Source organism: Thiocapsa sp. C2-2m, from assembly GCF_041903745.1.
Classification (GTDB): Bacteria; Pseudomonadota; Gammaproteobacteria; order Chromatiales; family Chromatiaceae; genus Thiocapsa; species Thiocapsa roseilacustris.
Window position 1 is genome coordinate 1 of the sequence record NZ_JBBWVD010000011.1, and the last position, 17462, is coordinate 17462.

At 63.1% G+C, this 17462-nt stretch carries 25 protein-coding genes, 1 pseudogene and 1 CRISPR repeat array; of the genes and pseudogenes, 23 read left to right on the forward strand and 3 right to left on the reverse strand.

What is annotated here, in order from left to right; genetic code table 11:
- Positions 1–116: 116 nt before the first annotated feature.
- Together AADX97_RS09940 and AADX97_RS09945 are read right to left on the reverse strand one after the other, a co-directional pair.
- Positions 117–1808, reverse strand: a complete 1692-nt coding sequence (locus AADX97_RS09940; RefSeq protein ID WP_374237289.1) for a cache domain-containing protein — start codon at positions 1806–1808, stop codon at positions 117–119.
- A 100-nt stretch (positions 1809–1908) separates the two neighbouring features.
- Complete coding sequence (locus AADX97_RS09945; protein ID WP_374237290.1) at positions 1909–3039, reverse strand: two-component system response regulator; 1131 nt, start codon at positions 3037–3039, stop codon at positions 1909–1911.
- Positions 3040–3668: 629 nt separating this feature from the next.
- Here AADX97_RS09945 and AADX97_RS09950 point away from each other — a divergent pair.
- Positions 3669–3857, forward strand: a pseudogene (locus AADX97_RS09950) (hypothetical protein); the annotation flags it as partial.
- Positions 3858–3914: 57 nt separating this feature from the next.
- Here AADX97_RS09950 and AADX97_RS09955 read toward each other — a convergent pair.
- Positions 3915–4334 carry a DsrE family protein gene (locus tag AADX97_RS09955; RefSeq protein ID WP_374237291.1) on the reverse strand — a complete coding sequence of 140 codons (420 nt, stop codon included), beginning with the start codon at positions 4332–4334 and terminating at the stop codon, positions 3915–3917.
- 308 nt (positions 4335–4642) lie between these two features.
- Here AADX97_RS09955 and AADX97_RS09960 point away from each other — a divergent pair, with 308 nt between their 5' ends.
- The 22 genes from AADX97_RS09960 (at position 4643) to AADX97_RS10065 (ending at position 16995) form a co-directional block, all read left to right on the forward strand.
- Positions 4643–5356, forward strand: coding sequence for a Crp/Fnr family transcriptional regulator (locus AADX97_RS09960; protein WP_374237292.1), 714 nt, complete (start codon positions 4643–4645; stop codon positions 5354–5356).
- Positions 5357–5839: 483 nt separating this feature from the next.
- Positions 5840–7075, forward strand: coding sequence for a tyrosine-type recombinase/integrase (locus tag AADX97_RS09965; RefSeq protein ID WP_374237293.1), 1236 nt, complete (start codon positions 5840–5842; stop codon positions 7073–7075).
- Positions 7075–7674 (forward strand): hypothetical protein, encoded by a 600-nt coding sequence (locus AADX97_RS09970; protein WP_374237294.1) that lies wholly within the window; start codon positions 7075–7077, stop codon positions 7672–7674. The genes AADX97_RS09965 and AADX97_RS09970 overlap by 1 nt, the downstream gene beginning before the upstream one ends.
- Before the next feature lie 114 nt (positions 7675–7788).
- The gene (locus AADX97_RS09975; RefSeq protein WP_374237295.1) at positions 7789–7998 is read left to right on the forward strand and encodes a helix-turn-helix domain-containing protein; all 210 of its coding nucleotides are present in this window, start codon (positions 7789–7791) and stop codon (positions 7996–7998) included.
- Positions 7999–8009: 11 nt separating this feature from the next.
- Positions 8010–8732 (forward strand): hypothetical protein, encoded by a 723-nt coding sequence (locus AADX97_RS09980; RefSeq protein ID WP_374237296.1) that lies wholly within the window; start codon positions 8010–8012, stop codon positions 8730–8732.
- Positions 8719–9147, forward strand: a complete 429-nt coding sequence (locus AADX97_RS09985) for a hypothetical protein (protein ID WP_374237297.1) — start codon at positions 8719–8721, stop codon at positions 9145–9147. The genes AADX97_RS09980 and AADX97_RS09985 overlap by 14 nt, the downstream gene beginning before the upstream one ends.
- Positions 9144–9710 carry a hypothetical protein gene (locus tag AADX97_RS09990; RefSeq protein WP_374237299.1) on the forward strand — a complete coding sequence of 189 codons (567 nt, stop codon included), beginning with the start codon at positions 9144–9146 and terminating at the stop codon, positions 9708–9710. The genes AADX97_RS09985 and AADX97_RS09990 overlap by 4 nt, the downstream gene beginning before the upstream one ends.
- Entirely contained in the window at positions 9703–10821 is a 1119-nt protein-coding gene (locus AADX97_RS09995) for a hypothetical protein (protein ID WP_374237300.1), read from the forward strand. Before AADX97_RS09990 ends, AADX97_RS09995 begins: the two co-directional genes overlap by 8 nt.
- A 153-nt stretch (positions 10822–10974) precedes the next feature.
- A complete protein-coding gene (locus AADX97_RS10000) occupies positions 10975–11421 on the forward strand; it encodes a hypothetical protein (protein WP_374237301.1) in 447 nt (148 codons plus the stop codon).
- Between the two features lie 118 nt (positions 11422–11539).
- On the forward strand, positions 11540–11971 hold the full coding sequence (tnpA, locus tag AADX97_RS10005; protein ID WP_374234571.1) for an IS200/IS605 family transposase: 432 nt from the start codon (positions 11540–11542) through the stop codon (positions 11969–11971).
- Between the two features lie 332 nt (positions 11972–12303).
- Entirely contained in the window at positions 12304–12777 is a 474-nt protein-coding gene (locus tag AADX97_RS10010; protein ID WP_374234676.1) for a hypothetical protein, read from the forward strand.
- 45 nt (positions 12778–12822) lie between these two features.
- Entirely contained in the window at positions 12823–13158 is a 336-nt protein-coding gene (locus tag AADX97_RS10015; protein WP_374234675.1) for a hypothetical protein, read from the forward strand.
- A complete protein-coding gene (locus AADX97_RS10020; RefSeq protein WP_374234674.1) occupies positions 13155–13559 on the forward strand; it encodes a hypothetical protein in 405 nt (134 codons plus the stop codon). Before AADX97_RS10015 ends, AADX97_RS10020 begins: the two co-directional genes overlap by 4 nt.
- Before the next feature lies 1 nt (position 13560).
- Positions 13561–13812, forward strand: a complete 252-nt coding sequence (locus AADX97_RS10025; RefSeq protein ID WP_374234673.1) for a hypothetical protein — start codon at positions 13561–13563, stop codon at positions 13810–13812.
- A gap of 12 nt (positions 13813–13824) precedes the next feature.
- Positions 13825–14283, forward strand: a complete 459-nt coding sequence (locus AADX97_RS10030) for a hypothetical protein (protein ID WP_374234672.1) — start codon at positions 13825–13827, stop codon at positions 14281–14283.
- 110 nt (positions 14284–14393) lie between these two features.
- Positions 14394–14609 (forward strand): hypothetical protein, encoded by a 216-nt coding sequence (locus AADX97_RS10035; protein WP_374234671.1) that lies wholly within the window; start codon positions 14394–14396, stop codon positions 14607–14609.
- Positions 14587–14793, forward strand: coding sequence for a hypothetical protein (locus AADX97_RS10040; RefSeq protein WP_374234670.1), 207 nt, complete (start codon positions 14587–14589; stop codon positions 14791–14793). Before AADX97_RS10035 ends, AADX97_RS10040 begins: the two co-directional genes overlap by 23 nt.
- Before the next feature lie 358 nt (positions 14794–15151).
- Positions 15152–15473: direct repeats of the CRISPR family, unit length 33 nt; unit sequence GAACCCACCCTGGATCCGGTCGAGCTCTCCGAC.
- A gap of 294 nt (positions 15474–15767) precedes the next feature.
- Positions 15768–15929, forward strand: a complete 162-nt coding sequence (locus AADX97_RS10045) for a hypothetical protein (RefSeq protein ID WP_374234669.1) — start codon at positions 15768–15770, stop codon at positions 15927–15929.
- 74 nt (positions 15930–16003) lie between these two features.
- Entirely contained in the window at positions 16004–16231 is a 228-nt protein-coding gene (locus tag AADX97_RS10050) for a hypothetical protein (RefSeq protein WP_374234668.1), read from the forward strand.
- On the forward strand, positions 16221–16541 hold the full coding sequence (locus AADX97_RS10055; protein WP_374234667.1) for a hypothetical protein: 321 nt from the start codon (positions 16221–16223) through the stop codon (positions 16539–16541). Before AADX97_RS10050 ends, AADX97_RS10055 begins: the two co-directional genes overlap by 11 nt.
- A complete protein-coding gene (locus AADX97_RS10060) occupies positions 16538–16726 on the forward strand; it encodes a hypothetical protein (RefSeq protein ID WP_374234666.1) in 189 nt (62 codons plus the stop codon). Before AADX97_RS10055 ends, AADX97_RS10060 begins: the two co-directional genes overlap by 4 nt.
- Positions 16723–16995: a hypothetical protein gene (locus AADX97_RS10065; RefSeq protein WP_374234665.1), complete on the forward strand. Its 273-nt coding sequence runs from the start codon at positions 16723–16725 to the stop codon at positions 16993–16995. The genes AADX97_RS10060 and AADX97_RS10065 overlap by 4 nt, the downstream gene beginning before the upstream one ends.
- Positions 16996–17462: the final 467 nt, after the last annotated feature.

A 17462-nucleotide genomic window follows, 5' to 3' on the forward strand; every position in this document is an offset into this window, starting at 1 on the left:
CCTATCTGTCCACCCTGCGCAAGCAGTCGATCGCTCTCTACCCCGCCCTGGTGATGACCTTCCGAGGTCAGCCCCCGATGCCGCGCTTGCCGTAAGGCGGTTGGCGACCTGAACAGTTACGCCACATCAAGACGCAACAACCACTCTTTAGCGACCTCGTGGCGATACATTTCGTCCGGATAGGCTTTAGGCCACCATGCTTCCACCGTCGGGATATCTTTTCGGTCGTAACCGAACGTTCGGGTGAAGGCACTGTTGAGGTAGGTAATATTCAGCGCTGAATCGTTCAGCGCGAACGGGATCGGGGATACATCGATGATGGCCCGAAAACGGGCTTCAGCCAGACGGATCTCCTCCTCGGCCCGCTTGCGCTCGGTGATGTCCTGTGCAGCGCCCCAGAGGCCAACCGTTTTGCCTGCCGAATCGACTTCGGCCTCGCCCTGCACCCACATCCATCCAGTGTTTCCGTCTTTTCTGACGAGTTCCAGTTCGAGCCTGTAGGGAACGCCGGTCTCCCTGGTATGGGCTAGGGTTGCCGACAGCCTCTCCCAGCTCTCAGGGGTGAACAGTTTCATGTGCTCGGTATAGGGCGGAACAGGCAGCGAGGGATCGAATCCATACATCTCGTAGAGTTCTTCCGACCAAACGACCTGATTGGTCGTCAAGTTCAAACGCCAATTCCCAATATGGGCAATACGCTGTGTTGCCCTCAGATCTTTGACCATCCTCCGCAGCGCATCCAGCAGGCTGTTGAAGCTGCTGATCAATTGCCCAATTTCGTCCCGCGTGGTTACGGGTAGCGGTGCGGGCATCAAGCCCTGCCCCGGGCGGGCGCCGAGGGCGGCGGCGGCGGCGCCGATCGGCGCCAGTTGGCGCAGCAGCATCCACCAGGTCAGTCCGCCGGCGATCAGGGTGAGCAGGATCGTGGCCAGCAGCATGCGCTGCTGCATGTCACGAATCGGGGCAAAGGCCTCTGCGGTCGGCAGCGTTGCGGCCACATACCAGCCGGCCACCGGGATGTTCTTGGCCGAGACCAGCACCTCCTCGCCCTTGGGGTTGCGAAATATGACCGAGCCCTCCCGCCCGGCCAGGAAGGTGTCGATTTCCGGACTAACCCCGGACGGCGGCAGGGCTTCCAGGATGCGGCTCTTGTCGGTGCCGGTAACGATCAACCGTTGCTGCCGATCAACGAGTACATAGCCTCCCGTTCGCCCATAGGCATTCGAGGTGATCCTGTCCAGGAAATTGTCCGCGCTCAAGTTGATCACACCCACCAGGCTGCCAACGACCTTCCCCTGCATGTCGCGTATCGGCACCGCCAGACTGAAGACCGGAACCCGTAATACCACGCCGATTGCCAAGGCGCCGATTGCCGACTTGCCTTCACCCAGCGCCGCAGCAACGTTGTCGAAGCGACTGTAGTTGATGCCGATGCGACCGGCCTTGACCGGAACGGAGGCGGTGGTGGTGCCTGCGGCATCCGTGACGAAATAGCCACCGTTGAACAGCAAGGGCAGGATAGACCGGCGCTCGAGGTTGTCCTGCTGCATTGCTGGCGATTTCAATTCCCTTTTGCCAAAGTCGGCCGCGATCGTCTCCAGGGCAGTCAGGCGGTCCTTCAGCTCCTGATCGATGTTTGCGGCCACCAAGGCCACTGTCGAGCGTTGCTGGTCGCCCAGCAACTGCGCCATGTCCGTGCGCAGCATCTTCGCCGCGTAGTAGGCGAGCGCCCAAAGGCTGAGGGCAAAAATCACCAGAGAGAACAGGGTGACGCGGGTCTTGAGCGAGCGCTGCAGTGGTCTGATCATATTGGCGTTTATTCTGGCAGCAGTCCTATTAGAACAGCAACACCCATCCCTGCAGCGGCCTCAGTTGGCTCGATCGTGCGTGACCCCGTTGCGGTGCCCATTAGCCTTTCGGGTTGCCCCGGTCCTGGTATTGATCGGCGATGGCCGTGATGGCATCGAAGCCGTCGAGAAAGGCCGCCACGATATCCGGATCGAAATGGCTGCCGCTGCCTTCGGAAATGATCTCGCGGGCCTTTTCATAACTCATCGCGGGCTTGTAGACACGCGACGAAATCAAGGCGTCGAACACGTCGGCGACGGCCATCAGGCGCGCGGAAACCGGGATCTCTTCGCCTTTGAGGGCATCGGGATAGCCGCTGCCGTCCCATTTTTCGTGGTGCCAGTGGGCAATCTCCTTGGCCAGCACAAGAAAGTCGATCGGCTGATCGACATCGGCCTCGGCCTGTTCGATGGCATCTGAACCCAGCCGGGAATGGGTTTTCATGATCACCCATTCTTCCGGCGTCAGCGGGCCGGGCTTTTGCAGGATGCTGTCCGGTATGCCGACCTTGCCGATATCGTGCAATGGCGCCGACTTGGTTAGCAGGTCAATGGTGCGCGAGTCGAGGAAGGCGGAAAAACGCGGATGCTGCCGGAGCCGTAGCGCCAGGGAACGAACATAGTGCTGCGTGCGCAAAATGTGGTTGCCGGTTTCGGGGTCGCGCGTTTCGGCCAGATGCGCCAGCGCCCGGATGCTGACCAGTTGGGTCAGGTCGTTCTCGGCCATCCGCCGGGCCACCTCGGCCTCGAGGATGGCATTTTTGTCTTTCAGCCAGTCGCGGGTGTGTTTTGCTTCGAGTTGCGTGCGCACCCTGGCCAGAACGAGTGCAGGCTTGATCGGCTTGACGATGTAGTCGGCAGCACCGAGCTGCAAACCGCGCTCTTCATCCTCGGTGCCAGCCATTGCGGTGAGGAAGATCACCGGGATGTCGGCGGTGACCGGGTTGTTGCGCAGGCGCTCCAGCACCCTGTAGCCATCCATCCCAGGCATCATGACATCCAGCAGGATGAGGCCCGGACGCGGCTCGCTGGTCGCGGCACGCAGTGCGTGTTCCCCCGAATTGGCGGCGCGTACTTGGTAAACCGGCCGTAACAGATGCGTCAGCAGCGTCAGATTCGCCGGTTCGTCGTCGACCACAAGAATCGTCGTGATCGTTTCGCCAGGTTCCGCTGATCCGGGCTCTCTCTCCATGGCCCCTCCTCATTCATTCTCAGTTGGCTGTTGCAGCAGGTCGCGCACCGGCACCAGCGCCCCCCAGGGTCAGGGGTGGCGCCAACCGGCCCACCGTGGCCCGCGGGGCGCACTCGGTGCCAGTCATTGCAGCGTGCCATTCAGAACGGCCATGTCGTGGTTGGGCGGGACGGGGGTGGTCGTGGGGCTGGGCGCGGTGGGTGGTTGGATCGCCTTCCGTGACCCGGTTACGCGCTCCGCCGCGTCAGCGGAGCGGGGCGCGCCTTGCTCGCCGGGTACCGGCACCGGCAAACAGACAGCCAAACGCCGGCCGCCCTGCGGGCACACCCACGAGGTTAGGTCCTCGCGACCCATCGCTAACCTCCCCGTGACCTCGTAAACCTCGCCGTCGTTAGCAAGTCTAGCCCCGCTGCGGTGCGCGGCGCCAACGTCGAAGCTATGCGGCTGCCACGGGTTTTTGGCAAGCCCTGTACCACTGGCGGTGCTGCATGCTAGGCGCTATCCGGTGAGGCGGCACCGTCGGCTTTAGCCCGCGCCTCGGTTGCATGACCAGGACCGCCATCGGCAAGATCCTCACCGTCCAATCCCGGATCACCATTGCGAAACTAGACCCCGGAGGGGGGAATACCGAGCTGGTGGAGCGGCGACGCTGGATCAGCGAGCATCGATTCCTGCATGCGCCGAACGTGCCGTTTCCGGCGATCGCGCTTGGCGCGGGCCTGATCGGCTATCTGGGCGGACGCATCGCGCCGGAGCGGTTCAGGACCGGGGGAGGGCATCGGGTCGGCAGCGAAGATGACGGTCCGGCGATCATCGACCTGTCCGCGAGAGTAATCGAAGGGCGAAAGCCGGCGACGGCTTTGCCCTTCGAGCAACTACCAGGTCAAGGTTTGCGTGTCGTCCTTGAAGAGTGCGCCGCCGGTCAGCTCGGGGTTGCCGACCTGAGCACCGGAGATGAGATCCGCCTCGGCGACGCCGTAGTGCTTCATGCATAGGGGACACACCAGCACCAGGGCGCCCTTGTCGATCATCGCGGCCAGTTTCTCCTGGTGCTCCCCGAAGGTCGTGGCATTTGCCTTGGCCCCGATGAAGACACCCTTATCGTTGAGGAAGATGGTCAAAGGGTGGCCACGTTCGAGCTGATTCTTGCCGAAGGTGATGCCCATGTTCGCGCGGTGCGGGTCATCCGTCGTCAGGTTGATGAAGAGCGGATCGCCGTCGCCAGCCAGGAGGGGCGCCGTTAGGCCGCTGGCGGTCAAGGCGAAGGCCACGAAAAGTGTGGATAAAAGACGCATAGCGATGTCCCCGACGTGATGGATGTGATGGTCGGTTGGCGCGATCGAGAGGTTCCTCGGATCGGCAACTGCCCCCGGTCACACTCTTGCAACGGTGGCCGTGGCCGTGCAGCCTAACCCGAGTGGATGCTCCACGAAAAGGGGCCGGATCCCGCCGCGCGTCGAGGGCTTGGATCAGCACGAGCAAGCCTGCTCTCCGACAACCACGGCCCTGTAACGGGTTGACAGGCCGTCCGGGGTCCGGTCGCTCGGGCGCGAAGAGGGACGTCTGTCACGTCAACCAAGCCGAGAGCGCGAGAAGGCCCGAGATGATCGAAGCGTTGAGAACGGCCCCCCTGCTGGCCGGCCTGAGCACAGAGCAGCTGGAGCGTGTGAGCCGGCATGCCGTTCGCGTGGTGCTGGGGGCGGAGCAGATCCTGTTCAGTCAGGGTGATTCAGCCGAGCGCTTTTACCTGGTGCTTGCAGGTCAGATCCAGTTGTTCCGGCTCTCCCCCAGTGGCGCCGAGAAGGTGATCGAGCTGGTGTCGCCGGGGCAGACCTTTGCCGAGGCGCTGATGTTCCTCAACGCGCCGAGATACCCGGTCTGTGCCGGGGCGCTGGCGCCGACCGAGCTGATCAGTCTGGACGCACGGGATTTCGCGCAGATGCTGCGTGAGTCGGTCGAGACCTGCTTTCTGATGCTCGGATCACTCAGTCAGCGTCTACGCGGGTTGATCGGCGAGATCGACAACCTGACCATGCATAGCGCGAGCAGCCGCGTTGCCCGCTATCTGCTCGCCAAGATTCCGCCCGACCGGCGGATGATCAAACTGGATGTTCGCAAGGGTGTGCTGGCCTCGCGGCTGTCGATCCAGCCGGAGACCTTTTCCCGCGTGGTCAAGGATCTTGGCGCGCAGGGTGTGATCGATGTCCATGGCGCCCAGGTCACCATCCTCGACCGTGACGCACTGAGTGACATCGCCCAACTCCAGGATAACCTGGAGCTCGGCGGAGTCGGCCGACTCTTTCCTCGGTCGGCCTGAGGTGCCGGGCCACGTGCGCCGACCGACCATCGTCGCAATCTATTTCTAAAAGCGTTGACCGCCCAAGACGAAGCCACCGTTGGTCGCGTCGCGAAGGGCTGTCAGCATGTCTTGCCGCCCGGCGTCGGCATGCACCGCCAAGCGTTATTGGAGTATGTCGAAAGGCAAGCGAAAGACGGCGCCGATCCCACGATGCACTTCCACAACACCGACAAAAAAACCGGCTCTAGGCCGGCTTCTCGTAACAACTTGTTGTACTTGTTGTGTTGGTGGGCGCAGGTGGGATCGAACCACCGACCCCTGCCGTGTGAAGCCGATTTCCCCCTTTTTGCGTTCAAAGACATACAACAAAAACAAGTGCTTAGTGTCCATGATTGTCTATCGAAATCGTTCCCTGTATGATCTGGAGCACTTACTAAGTGCAAATCACCGACCCCCGCATGCCCCGAACCGGGTAAAACGAGGGTCGGCAGGGAAGGGGACATGCGCAAGACGATTACCCGCCAACTGGTCGACGAAACCCGCAAGCGCGCCCGGGAGGGCAAGGTCGAGAAGCCCGAGGAGATTCGGGACGCCGACATCAAGGGTTTTCTGTTGCGCGTCCAGCCTTCCGGCGTGCTCACCTTCTACCTGCAGTTGGCCCGCTCCAAGCGGGTACGAATCGGCGACGCCAATATCCTGACGGTCGCGCAAGGGCGCCTCAAGGCCAAGGCCGTACTCGGCGCCGTGGCTGAAGGTCGAGACCCCGCCGACGTGCTCAAGACCGTGGACGTGTCGACGGTCGCCACCTTGCGCGACTTCATCACCGGCGACTATGCCGAATGGGTCACGCCCGCCCGCAAGACCGGCGCCGCCCTGGTCGCCCGCATCGACGCCTGTTTCTTCGCCGAGTTCGGAGATACGCCGCTTGACAAGCTCACTGCCTGGAATCTTGAGAAGTGGCGCAAGGGACGCCTGCAGCAAGGCCGCACCGTGTCTACCGTCAACCGTGATCTGTCTGCCCTGAAATCCGCCCTTGCGCGTGCGCTCGACTGGGGTCTGATCGAGGCGCACCCGTTGGCGAAGGTGAAGCCCGGCAAGGTCGACTTAGCGGGCATCGTGCGGTATCTGTCGCAGGACGAAGAAGCGCGACTGCGCCGAGCCCTTCAGGATCGGGACGCCGAGCTCCGGGACGGCCGCGCCCGCGGCAATGAGTGGCGCCGCGCCCGTGGCCATGAACCGATGCCCGAGATCGGCACCTTCGGCGATCACCTCACGCCCATGATCCTGGTGAGTATCAACACCGGGATCCGTCAAGGCGAGCTGTTCAATCTCGACTGGTCCGACGTGGATCTCGAGCGCGCGTCCCTGACTGTAAAGGGCTCGGGCGCCAAGTCGGGGCAAACACGACACATCCCCCTGAACAGCGAAGCCCTTCGAGCCATCAACACCTGGCAGGACCAAACCGGCTCGACCGGTCTCGTTTTCGCGGGGCGCAAGGGCAAGCTGAGCGAGATCAAGACCGCCTGGTCGACCCTGCTCAAGCGTGCCCGGATCGAGGGCTTTCGCTGGCACGACATGCGGCATCATTTTGCATCGCGCCTCGTCATGGCCGGCGTGGATCTCAACACCGTTCGTGAACTGTTGGGACACTCCGATCTGAAGATGACCTTGCGGTATGCGCACCTTGCACCAGAGCACAAGGCCGCCGCCGTCGCGAAGCTGATCGGGGGCGCCTGATGGCGTTCCTTCACGTCGAGACGGGCGAGATCGACGAAGCCGAGTGGGATCGCCGCCAATCGCCCTATGCGCAGCAAGCTGCGCTGATGGACTTGCTCACCCTGGCATGGAGCCACAACGCCGCGATCCTGATCCGTTACGGATACCGCCTTCCTGATGGCGACGATCTGTACCCTTGGGCAGGCACCCCGCCGACACAGACAATCGTGGAGCCCGACGCGATCGAGGCCGGGAGGGTTATCGATGCTATCTGCGGAGTCTGGAGGGCGATCCAGCGAAAGGATGTCTTCGCCGTCGCCAACGCCGCCCATTGGCTCGGGCGGATGACCGGAGGGGGGCAGTACCGCCAGCATCAGGCCCGGAACCGCATGGGCAAGAAAGGCCCCGGGCGATCGAAGTACATGCCGAAGGCGAAAGAGATCTACGACACCCGCCAAGACTGGCCCGACTTCAAGGCGTTTTCGGCCGCACTGAATGAGGCCAATGCAGAAATCAAGGCGACCGTACAGGATGGCACGGTTCGTACCTGGTGGAACAGGTTCGAGAACGAGCGAAAGGGTTTGGCTCACTCCGCCGAAAAAGCCACCGACCGACCCTGATCCAGATTGTTTTCGGATGCTAACCGGTTAGCATCCTAAAATAGCCAGTTATTACAGCGCGTTGCGCGCTATCGTTATCTCATGTGATGTAACCCTTTCACTGAGAGACGATACATGAAGATCGATAAGCCCGCTTCGTACGTCCCCGGCGAAGTCGCCCTTACCGTCAAAGACGTGATGCAGCGGACAAAGCTGTGTCGCCAGAGTGTCTACAACGAAATCAACTCCGGTCGGCTCAAGACCTTCAGGGTCGGGAATCGGCGCCTGGTATCCCCTGCGGCCCTGTCTGAATGGGTGAAGTCTCTTGAGCGCGCAGCGGCATAGCGGGGCAATCAATGAGCGATTCCCCCAATCAGACAGATATGTTCGGCTCGCCGCCCGAGTGGGCGAAGGATCTACAGCACCTGCGGACACGCAATCACCGCAACCACTTGGCCAGACTGCGTAGGATCGGCGTCTACCTCCGGGAGGCGCCGCCCGCGCGGGTAGCACTGGATCTGGACACGGCCCAAGACCCCGCGCGTGTCGCGGCATGGGCGACAAGCGACCCGCGCGCCCGCGCCCCACGCGATTATCAGCGGCAAAGGGTCTATGGATGGGAGCAGCGGCAACCCTGGTGTGAACGCGACCCCATCGACTTGAACGCCGCCGCCGCCCTGATCGAGGCGTTGACCGGGCTTGCGGACGTGGAGGTCCTACCTGGTCACAAAAACACCCGCAACGCGAAGGCGAGGATGTTCGCGCGCGTGGTTATTCTGCCCCCCGGGATGCGCTATTCAGGCATCGTTTGCCATGAAGCCGCGCACCTTGTTGGCCATTGGGGTGAGGCGCACGGCCCGGTATGGCTGCGCCGCTATTGCGTCTATCTCGACCGCGCCGGCATCGTCTCAGAACGCATCGCCGCCGCGTCTGCCGTGGCTGCGGGTCTGGACGTGGCCCCGGCAAGCACCGCACATGAGTGCGCCCGCTCGATGGACCAGATCGAAGCGGGCGCGGATACAGCAAGAAACATGACCCTGAACGCCGACCACGGAGGGGACCGGCATGGCAGAGCATAGCATACCTCCTTACGCATGGACCCTTCTATCCCGGCTCGACGGCGTGCGGTCGACCGGCCCCGGGAAGTGGATAACCCGATGCCCCGCGCATGAAGACCGCGGCCCGTCCCTATCGATCCGCGACACTGGCGAGCGGATCCTGATTTACTGCTTTGCAGGCTGCGAGGCGGACGACGTGCTCGCCGCCGTCGGTCTCGGCTGGAAAGACATCTACCCGGATCGATGGGACGCCGCCCGCTTGGCGCAACGCCCGAACAAGGTCCTACGCCGCCGCCTGGTTGATCTCGACCCCCTGGAGGTCGATAGGCAAGTCCTGCGGATCGCCGCCGCCGCCTTGAAGCGTGGCGAGGCCCTCAGCGTCGAGGATCAGGCCCGCGTGCAGATCGCCGTCGAGCGCCTGGAGTGTGCGGCATGAAGGCCCCCGCCGACCTATCCGCCGCCCGCCTTCTGAAACTGGCTGAAGGCAACGCACAACCCCGAAAACCGAAGGGCTCCGGCGATTCCGGGAATCCGGCCCCGCCGCCGCCCGAGGGCGCAATTCCGATCACCGGAGGATCCCTGTCCGCGAATGCGGACAGCGCGACCACGGCCCTACTGTCCGCGGGCGCCGGCATCTACCAGCACGGCCCGCGCCTGGTGCGGATCGGTCGCGCCGATGCGACCGACCGCCCCGGCAAGCGAGCCCGAGCGCCCGGTTCACCCCTGCTCTTCGAGCTATCGGTTCCGTGGTTGGTCGATGAGCTCACCCGCCAAGTCAAGTGGGTCAAGTTCGACCGCCGCTATGGGGCTTGGGTCGCGACGAACGCGCCGCGATCCGTCGCCGAGACCATCATCGCGCGCTCGGGGTCCTGGCCCTTTCGACGTCTGGCGGGGTTCGTCGAGGCGCCCGCGCTGCTACCGGACGGGAGCGTCATCCGCGTCCCTGGCTACGACCCCGAGACCGCTTTAATTCTTCTGGAGCCGGATCGCGATGATTGAAATCCCCGACAACCCGACCCGTGCGGACGCGGCCGCCGCCTGCGAGGCGATGTATCAAGCGGTCGAGACATTCCCCTTTGTGAGCACGGCCGATCAATCGGCGTGCCTCGCCGCGATCATGACGGGGCTATCGCGCCGGACCATGCCCGCCGCGCCTTTGATCGCAATCAACGCCAACACGCCCGCCAGCGGTAAGACACTGCTCGCGAACGTCGTCGCGGCCGTCGCCACCGGGCGCCCCGCAAGTCCGATGACCGTGGCGAAAGACCCCGCCGAACTGGAAAAGCGCGTGGACGCGGCTCTACTGGACGCCGACGCGTTCATCCTGCTCGATAACATCTCCTTTCCGATACGCTCGGACGCCCTGTGTGTCTGCGCGACCGACTCGACAAAAGTGATTCGCGTACTCGGGTCATCCCGGAGCATCCGAACGCCGATCAGCTCGTTGTTCATTCTCACCGGGAACAACCTTTCCCTGCTGGGCGACCTTGCGCGCCGGATTCTCATGATTCGCCTGGATGCAGGATGCGAACGGCCCGAGCTGCGGACCTTCGCCCGCGACGCGATGCAGACGATACGCGACCGCCGCGCGGAGCTGATTGCTGCGGCACTCACCGTTTCCGTGGCGTATTTCCGAGCGGGTTGCCCGCCCGCACGCCCCGACCCTGAAGGCCGCGAGACGGTTAGTCCCTACGGATCCTTCGGCGATTGGGACCGGATGATTCGACGCCCCCTGATCTGGGCAGGAATGCCCGACCCGCTCGACGCTGTTGGCGACCTGCGCCAAGAGGACCACGAGTTCATCGCCATGCGCGATCTGCTGCGCGCATGGCACGAGATTTACGACGATGCGCCCGTTACGGCCGCCCGTGCGGCCCAAGACGCCGCCGAGTTCATCGGCGGAGGATTGACGCCCGCCGCCCGCAAAGCCCCCGCCCTGCATGACGCCATGTCCGCGATGGGCATCGATCCGCGGACAGGTGGATCTCGGGAGCTGGGCTACAGGCTGCGCGCATGGCAAGGCCGCATCATCGGCGGGTTACGGCTCGACCGGGACCGTAAAACGATGACCGGAATCGCCTACGCCGTCCGCAGGATCGGAATGTCATGAATCCCTAAGTCGTTGAAGTGAACCACCAAGTCGTTGAATTCGTTGTATATGACGATAATGACGATAATGACGATGTTTTAGCTAAACGCGAGAAAGTGTCAGAAGGGAAAATGTGTGTAATGACAGTTTACGAGATATGGCCAAAAGATCGTCATGATCGTCATTATCGTCATATCAAGAGGGCCAGATCGTCCGAACTATCTACTGAAACCTTTAGGAATTTATGCCATGAAACCGCCAACGCACACCGACATGCACGTCATCCCGAACGCGAATCCGGCACTCGTCGTGCTGACGGTATGGGTGGAGGAAAACGACGACACCGATTGGATAGTCCGCGAGGTGCCCATCGTCGGATGGCACATCGATCTAGGTGCCTTTTCCGACGACGAGGACGCTATCAGGGTCGAGCGCCCCGTTTGCGTGGGCGTTGTCGATGATGATTGGGTCATCTTGGATAAGGCGACCGGCTGCGCATGGAAGCCCATTGGGCTCGACTTCGAGACCCGAGCCGCCGCCGCGGCGTATCTCAAAGACAGGGCTCGAATACGGAACGGCGTTATCCGCCAGCAATGCGCCGCTGCTGTTGGCGAGCGATGAATAAAACGGGTAATCCCCCGGCTTTGCCGGGGTGACAGTAGCAGTTTGACATTTCCGGGAGTCCATCGGGGACACTCCGCAGCGTGAGCCGCCAAGCACACGCTTGTGGAGAGTCCCGATGGACGATTTCGAGAGCCTAAGTCACTCCAAATGGGAGTGCAAATATCATGTTGTTTTCATCCCGAAATATCGCCGCCGCGTGCTCTATGGGCAACTGCGGTCACACCTCGGGGAAGTCTTTCACCGGTTAGCCCGGCAAAAGGAAAGCCGGATCGAAGAGGGGCATCTGATGTCGGATCATGTTCACATGCTCATTTCGATTCCGCCGAAGTATGCCGTGTGCCAGGTGATCGGCTTCATCAAGGGCAAAAGCGCGATCCATCTGGCGCGCGTCTACGGCGAGCGCCAGCGCAACTTTACGGGGCAGCACTTCTGGGCTCGGGGATACTTTGTCTCGACCGTCGGTCGGGATGAAGCGACGATCCGAGAGTACATCCAGCACCAAGAGAGCGAAGACCAGCGCCTGGATCAGCTCAAACTGTGGCGCTGATTTGCCGCCTTTAGGCGGCCCAAGAACCGTGGGGCCGCGTTAGCGACCCCTTTGCCGCTTTGAGCGGCTCACGAATTCAAAGCCCCCGGCTTTGCCGGGGGATGGTTACTCGTTTTAGAAATTAGGGTCACGCTTTCAAGCTAGGCCCGATCCGGCCCCGCCGAGTCGCGCAACCCTATGTCTTATCTAAAGATTCGCGGCCGATGGGACCCTGCCCCCGGCGCCAAAACCACGGGAAATTCGAGCCCCGGCTTTCGACACAATTTCGACCCCCCTGGCCTTCGGCAGCAGTTGAACCGAAGTGAACCGTCCAATACATCGAGAAACCTTTCATGAGACAGGATGAACCGCTCCACCTGCTCACGCGAGCGATCGAGGCGGCCCACGGTACCGACCCGGAGGCCGCGCGCTGGCTCGCCGATGGGCTCGCCCTGGTGCAGGCCGGCGCCGCCCGCAGTCTCGACATTGCCCTCCAGATTCGCGGCCGTGGAATTTCAAGTCTTGAAACCCGCGAGCGACTGGCCCGGCGTGACCGTCACGTTTGCCGAGCCTTCACCCTGATCGCATTCAGCGAAAGCACCACAACCACCTCGCGCGTCCGCGAGCTGGCGAGCGAGCTCGTGATGTTCGAGCAAACATCCTGGCGCTGGTCTCGCGACCATGCGCAACCACCGGCAAGGCTGACACCGCTGCAAGTCGAGCTGTGGCACGCGCTGCAATGCGGCCCTGTGCCGACAAGCCGGACGAGTCTAACGCGCATCGTGAGCAGCAACGCCGACCGCGAAATGACCCGTTTTCATGGTTGACCGCTCGCCGCAAACTGGCTGCACTTCGACCACCGGACCCCGACAATGAGCCGACACGACCACCCCGACCATGTTGCCCTGGCACCTGCCGGCGCGACGATGGGAGGCCCCGCAGGCCCCGAGCTGCACGCCGCCATCTTTCCCGAGTCGCCGCCGATGCCCCGCGAGCAACGCGCCGAGCTGGACGAGGCTATCGCACAGATCGCCGCCAACGAGGGCAGCCGCGACGACACTCCGCCCGCAGCTCGCCGACCGGCCCTTGAGTCGCAGATCGACACCTATCTCGCCAAACACCAAACGGCCGGCACACATCACGACGTGAGCCTTGAGCCGCCGCGGTCGCGTGTCGTGCGGCCCGAGCGTGGAGGCTTCCGAAAATGATCCTTGCCCGCCGCCTGACCCTCGCCGACCGCAAAGACCGCGAGCTGCGCCTGGAGCCGTTCGAGGCTCGCTTGCGCACGCTGCGCCGACAAGCCAAGTCTGCGCACGCCGATCTTCTGGCGTTGACCGAGGAGCGCGTCAACGCCTACACCGAACGCCGCGAGCTGCGCGGCCACATCGGTCTGTGGACCGAGGACCGCCGCATCAATCCGCCGCCAGAGGCCGAACCGCCGCATCTTCAAGAGCTGCGCCTGGAGCTCGCGAGCGTGGAACGGCGTATCACCGAGCTGGATGAGGCGATTGAGGCGGCCGAAGCCGCTTGGCAACCGCAAGGCGCCCTGATTTTCAGTTGCGAGCAATGGCTGGAGCAGCACGCCGACCGCATCGCGGCCGGAGGATGACATGGACGTGGGGCGCGATTGGGTCGAGATCGCCGCGGCCGGCGTGGCGTTCGAGGGGCAGTCCGGTTGCGAGTATGGCGTTGAGATCGCCTACGGCGCCGACCAGCCGCCGAGCGCCGTGGCGGGTCTGTGGTATCCCGGCATGGCGGTCTTCAGCCGCAGCGATCTCACCGCGCGCGCATGGGCTCGGCTACCGCCGACCGCGCCCGCGGTCATCACGAATTCCAACTTACGAATTTTTACGGGACCCTGAGACATGGAACTTATGCAAATCCGCGACCTGATCGACGGATTGAAAGCCGATCGCGAAGCCATCGCGCGCGCGTGGCCCGCGCACGCCGAAGCCGCCGCGGCCATCGCCGAGGAGGTCGAGCGCCTCGCCGCGCGTGGTCGGCAAATCCTCAACCCCGCGTACCTGCGGCGTGGCAAATTGCCTGACTTGCATTTCGCCGCATCCGCTCGCGATTTTTTGGCATTGATGGCCGTCGCCGACCCCCAGCGCGTCGCCGCCCGACTGGTCGACTTGGCAACCGAAGATCACCCGGCCCCGGGGATCACGGCGCCCGACCGAGCGCGCCGCCTCGCCGAGATCGCCGACCAACTCCGCGCCTTGGAGCTCGACGAGGAGCGATTGATCCGCTCCAGCCCGACGCCCATCACCCGCCGCGCCGACGCCAGCCCCGAGGTTGTGCTTACGCCCGATCTCGACCGGCTCGCCGCCTAGATTCGTGGCGCGGGCGTTTTTGGACGGACGCGAGTTCGCGATTTTCCTCCGCGACACTCCCGGCGCCGGCCCGGTCGCAACCGCCGGCACCCTATCACTGAGGAGGCGTCATGTGCGTGCAATGCCCGGTCTGCAGCGCCGAAGACACGGCCGTCCTGGAGACCCGCCGACCCGGCCCCGACAGCATCAAGCGCCGCCGCGCGTGCCTGCGATGCCGTTTCCGATTCAGCACGGTCGAGACCATCACCCGGACGCCCGCCCTCGCCACCGCCGCGCACCTGGTACGCCAGCCCGGGCCCTCCCGTGAGTCTGACCCTGTTTGTTGATGGCGAGCTGTACGCCGTCGACGATTCGAGCGGCTTCATCCTGCTCGAGACCGACGAGGCCCTTGCAACCCGCCTGTTCGTGGAGTGGTTCCGAGCCGAACGGCGCCGCCTGGACCGCGAAGACGCCGCCGCCGCCCGCCGCATGCGGATTCGCCTTGTTCCCCCGCACCACCTCGAGGACTAGCCCATGCCCCGCCCCGCTTCCCTTGGCCGCCGATATTCAACCGTAGGCCCTCCGACGAAAAGCGCCACCGTCATTCCCGGTCTGCTGGGCAAATCCGCCCCGATCGCCGACGCCAGCCCGAAGCGCCGGACGCGGTTTAGGATGCGGACCCCGCCTCACTGAACGGATCCCTGCCCCGGTTGCGCTCACTCCGCAGGCCCGTGGAGTGAGCTCTCCGCACTGGTGCGGAGACGTCCCTGGTAATCTCGCGGCTCAAACTTGCGCCGCGAGATTGCCCTCAATCGTTACAGTGACGGTCAGAAGGTCGCGACGTCGCGACTTTTCAAAAGTAAGCGCCGTGACTGTCACGACGTCCTACGTCTGAACCCACCCTGGATCCGGTCGAGCTCTCCGACCGCGAAGTTTGAAATGTCACGACGTCGTGACGTTGTCCGAACCCACCCTGGATCCGGTCGAGCCCTCCGGCAACTAACCGCCGGCGGTTAGATGTTCCATTCAGCCGTCCGAACCCACCCTGGATCCGGTCGAGCTCTCCGACTTTCCAATTTGATAGGCGCCTATCAGATTTGAGGTCTGAACCCACCCTGGATCCGGTCGAGCTCTCCGACGGATTAAAGCTGCTGAGATTTACCACACGTGTAGTGTCTGAACCCACCCTGGATCCGGTCGAGCTCTCCGACCGCACCCGCCAGAATCGCCAGCATCGGCGCCACCTTGCGCGACCCCTTGCGGACCCTCGCATGCGTCAAACCATGTCGCACCCGTTCGATAGTCAACGCCTATCAGGCACACCGCATGCTTGAATCGCGTAAGCCAATGATCGGCCGTAGGCGCAAAATCCGCGCCTGATCGGTCACGACGATGAGTAGACTCGGCTCCGGGAGCGTGTACCGCTGGCGGATCCGCATTTGACCCTTGCGCACGCCGCACACCTGGTCTAGGCTATGGGTAACACGTGACCAATCGGCGAAAGCATGGCACTCGACCCGAAAGAGAAACAGAAGGCGTACCGCGACCGCATGCGCGCAGCAGACATGGTGCCCATCCATGACTGGGCGCCGCGCGAATCCGCCGAGCTGGTGCACGACATCTGCCGAAAATTGAGGGAGACGAAGAAGGCAAAGAAGACGAAGTAACGAGGAAGCGGACCCCGACCGCGTTGGCGCGCGATCGAGGTCCTACACCAACCCACCTACACCGAGGTGAGACGATGCACGACAATGGTACCACCGCGCAGCAGCGCGTTTTGCTGCATTGGAATCGATCGATTTCCGATGCGCTATCCCACCGCGACCGCCGTTATCTGCGGTTCCTGCAGGCCAACATCGCAGCCAGCACCGCGACCTTCACCGGCCCCGCCAAGACCCGGGCCCTTGCGACTCTGGCCCGCTGCGCCGCCGCGAGCCGCTACCTTGGAGCTCGCCAACATGGAAGGTGAACGCAAGCCGTCCCGCGCGGCCGTCCTACTGGTCCGCGATCTTGTCTCGGAGCTCCACCGCTGCGGCAAGCCGGTCGAAGGCGACGATTTCGCGCACAAGGGTATTGCCCTGTCACATCAACTCGGCGGAGTCGTGCGCTACGCCATGCGCTGCGATCCCGTACGCGCCGCCGATGTGGTGCATGCGCACCGCTGGCACGAAGCACTGTTGCACCTGGTCGCCGCCGACCCGAGCGAACGCACCGCGGAGCTGACCCGCATGCTGTCCCGGGCCAACGAAGGCCGCACGCCGTTGGAGGTGACACGATGAACGACTCGGAACTCATCGTGGAGGCGGCAATCGCCGCAATCTGGCACCTGGAACGCTGGCACGACGTCGCGGATCGCCTGTTTTCGATCCTTATCACCCTGATCTACGTGGCGCCGTCACACCCGGCGATGGACGACATCAAATTTCTTTCGGAACTCGCCAGAACTAGGAGCATGCAAGCATGACCGATACCACCGACATCGACACCTGCGCGCGCATCATTGAGGAAGACACCTTGGAGCTCGTCACTGACATGCTTCTGGTAGGTCTTCAGTCATACGGGGAGGTCGAGCGGCTTACCGCCGCCGCGGATATCTGCGAGCTTGGCGGTCGCCGGCTGCCCCGGAGTATGCGTCCGATCGACCCGGCCGGAGACCCCGAGACGATATCGAAGTTCGCCGACGCGCTTCGCCTGATTCGGAATCTTCGGAAATCCAGCCAGCCGGCATATTGACCCAACCGCCCGGCGAGTCCGGGCGTTATGGCGCGCCTGCCGATGATCGCCATATCTTTGTCACTACGCAATGGTTCGGGTATCGTGTCCGCATATCTTTGTCACTACATTAGCCAATCATGTTCGTCAGGATTAGAACCTATGACCGTCCCGGCTGGCGTGGCACAAGAATCGCGCAAGGTACCAATGGTCCTTTTCTTACCGCTGGCCGCGCACGCCACCACGCACGCACTCAAGCGACCCATTACATGGTCATTGAAGCCGTAAGAACATCGAAAGGACCGCGACAGAAGGTTGTGGCGTCATGGCTAGATCTACCCTCGCTGTCGGATGCAGTTAAAGCCGCTAGGGCATCGCTTAAGGATGCACAGATGAGAGAAAGCCAGATCCGTGAAAAACATGGATACGGGTGCAAGGTTGCAGATGCGATGAGCCGCACGAGCAGAGCCAGAACCGCACTTGCTAGG

Bases quoted from the DNA above. Each gene is read 5' to 3' on its own strand.
- AADX97_RS09955 (WP_374237291.1), bottom strand. From the start codon at position 4,334: ATGCGTCTTTTATCCACACTTTTCGTGGCCTTCGCCTTGACCGCCAGC.
- AADX97_RS09960 (WP_374237292.1), top strand. From the start codon at position 4,643: ATGATCGAAGCGTTGAGAACGGCCCCCCTGCTGGCCGGCCTGAGCACA.
- AADX97_RS10030 (WP_374234672.1), top strand. From the start codon at position 13,825: ATGCAAATCCGCGACCTGATCGACGGATTGAAAGCCGATCGCGAAGCC.
- AADX97_RS09985 (WP_374237297.1), top strand. From the start codon at position 8,719: ATGGCAGAGCATAGCATACCTCCTTACGCATGGACCCTTCTATCCCGG.
- AADX97_RS10045 (WP_374234669.1), top strand. From the start codon at position 15,768: ATGGCACTCGACCCGAAAGAGAAACAGAAGGCGTACCGCGACCGCATG.
- AADX97_RS10060 (WP_374234666.1), top strand. From the start codon at position 16,538: ATGAACGACTCGGAACTCATCGTGGAGGCGGCAATCGCCGCAATCTGG.
- AADX97_RS09945 (WP_374237290.1), bottom strand. From the start codon at position 3,039: ATGGAGAGAGAGCCCGGATCAGCGGAACCTGGCGAAACGATCACGACG.
- AADX97_RS09980 (WP_374237296.1), top strand. From the start codon at position 8,010: ATGAGCGATTCCCCCAATCAGACAGATATGTTCGGCTCGCCGCCCGAG.
- AADX97_RS10050 (WP_374234668.1), top strand. From the start codon at position 16,004: ATGCACGACAATGGTACCACCGCGCAGCAGCGCGTTTTGCTGCATTGG.
- AADX97_RS10010 (WP_374234676.1), top strand. From the start codon at position 12,304: ATGAGACAGGATGAACCGCTCCACCTGCTCACGCGAGCGATCGAGGCG.
- AADX97_RS09990 (WP_374237299.1), top strand. From the start codon at position 9,144: ATGAAGGCCCCCGCCGACCTATCCGCCGCCCGCCTTCTGAAACTGGCT.
- AADX97_RS10000 (WP_374237301.1), top strand. From the start codon at position 10,975: ATGATCGTCATTATCGTCATATCAAGAGGGCCAGATCGTCCGAACTAT.
- tnpA (WP_374234571.1), top strand. From the start codon at position 11,540: ATGGACGATTTCGAGAGCCTAAGTCACTCCAAATGGGAGTGCAAATAT.
- AADX97_RS09940 (WP_374237289.1), bottom strand. From the start codon at position 1,808: ATGATCAGACCACTGCAGCGCTCGCTCAAGACCCGCGTCACCCTGTTC.
- AADX97_RS10035 (WP_374234671.1), top strand. From the start codon at position 14,394: ATGTGCGTGCAATGCCCGGTCTGCAGCGCCGAAGACACGGCCGTCCTG.
- AADX97_RS09995 (WP_374237300.1), top strand. From the start codon at position 9,703: ATGATTGAAATCCCCGACAACCCGACCCGTGCGGACGCGGCCGCCGCC.
- AADX97_RS10025 (WP_374234673.1), top strand. From the start codon at position 13,561: ATGGACGTGGGGCGCGATTGGGTCGAGATCGCCGCGGCCGGCGTGGCG.
- AADX97_RS10020 (WP_374234674.1), top strand. From the start codon at position 13,155: ATGATCCTTGCCCGCCGCCTGACCCTCGCCGACCGCAAAGACCGCGAG.
- AADX97_RS09970 (WP_374237294.1), top strand. From the start codon at position 7,075: ATGGCGTTCCTTCACGTCGAGACGGGCGAGATCGACGAAGCCGAGTGG.
- AADX97_RS10055 (WP_374234667.1), top strand. From the start codon at position 16,221: ATGGAAGGTGAACGCAAGCCGTCCCGCGCGGCCGTCCTACTGGTCCGC.
- AADX97_RS10065 (WP_374234665.1), top strand. From the start codon at position 16,723: ATGACCGATACCACCGACATCGACACCTGCGCGCGCATCATTGAGGAA.
- AADX97_RS09975 (WP_374237295.1), top strand. From the start codon at position 7,789: ATGAAGATCGATAAGCCCGCTTCGTACGTCCCCGGCGAAGTCGCCCTT.
- AADX97_RS09965 (WP_374237293.1), top strand. From the start codon at position 5,840: ATGCGCAAGACGATTACCCGCCAACTGGTCGACGAAACCCGCAAGCGC.
- AADX97_RS10015 (WP_374234675.1), top strand. From the start codon at position 12,823: ATGAGCCGACACGACCACCCCGACCATGTTGCCCTGGCACCTGCCGGC.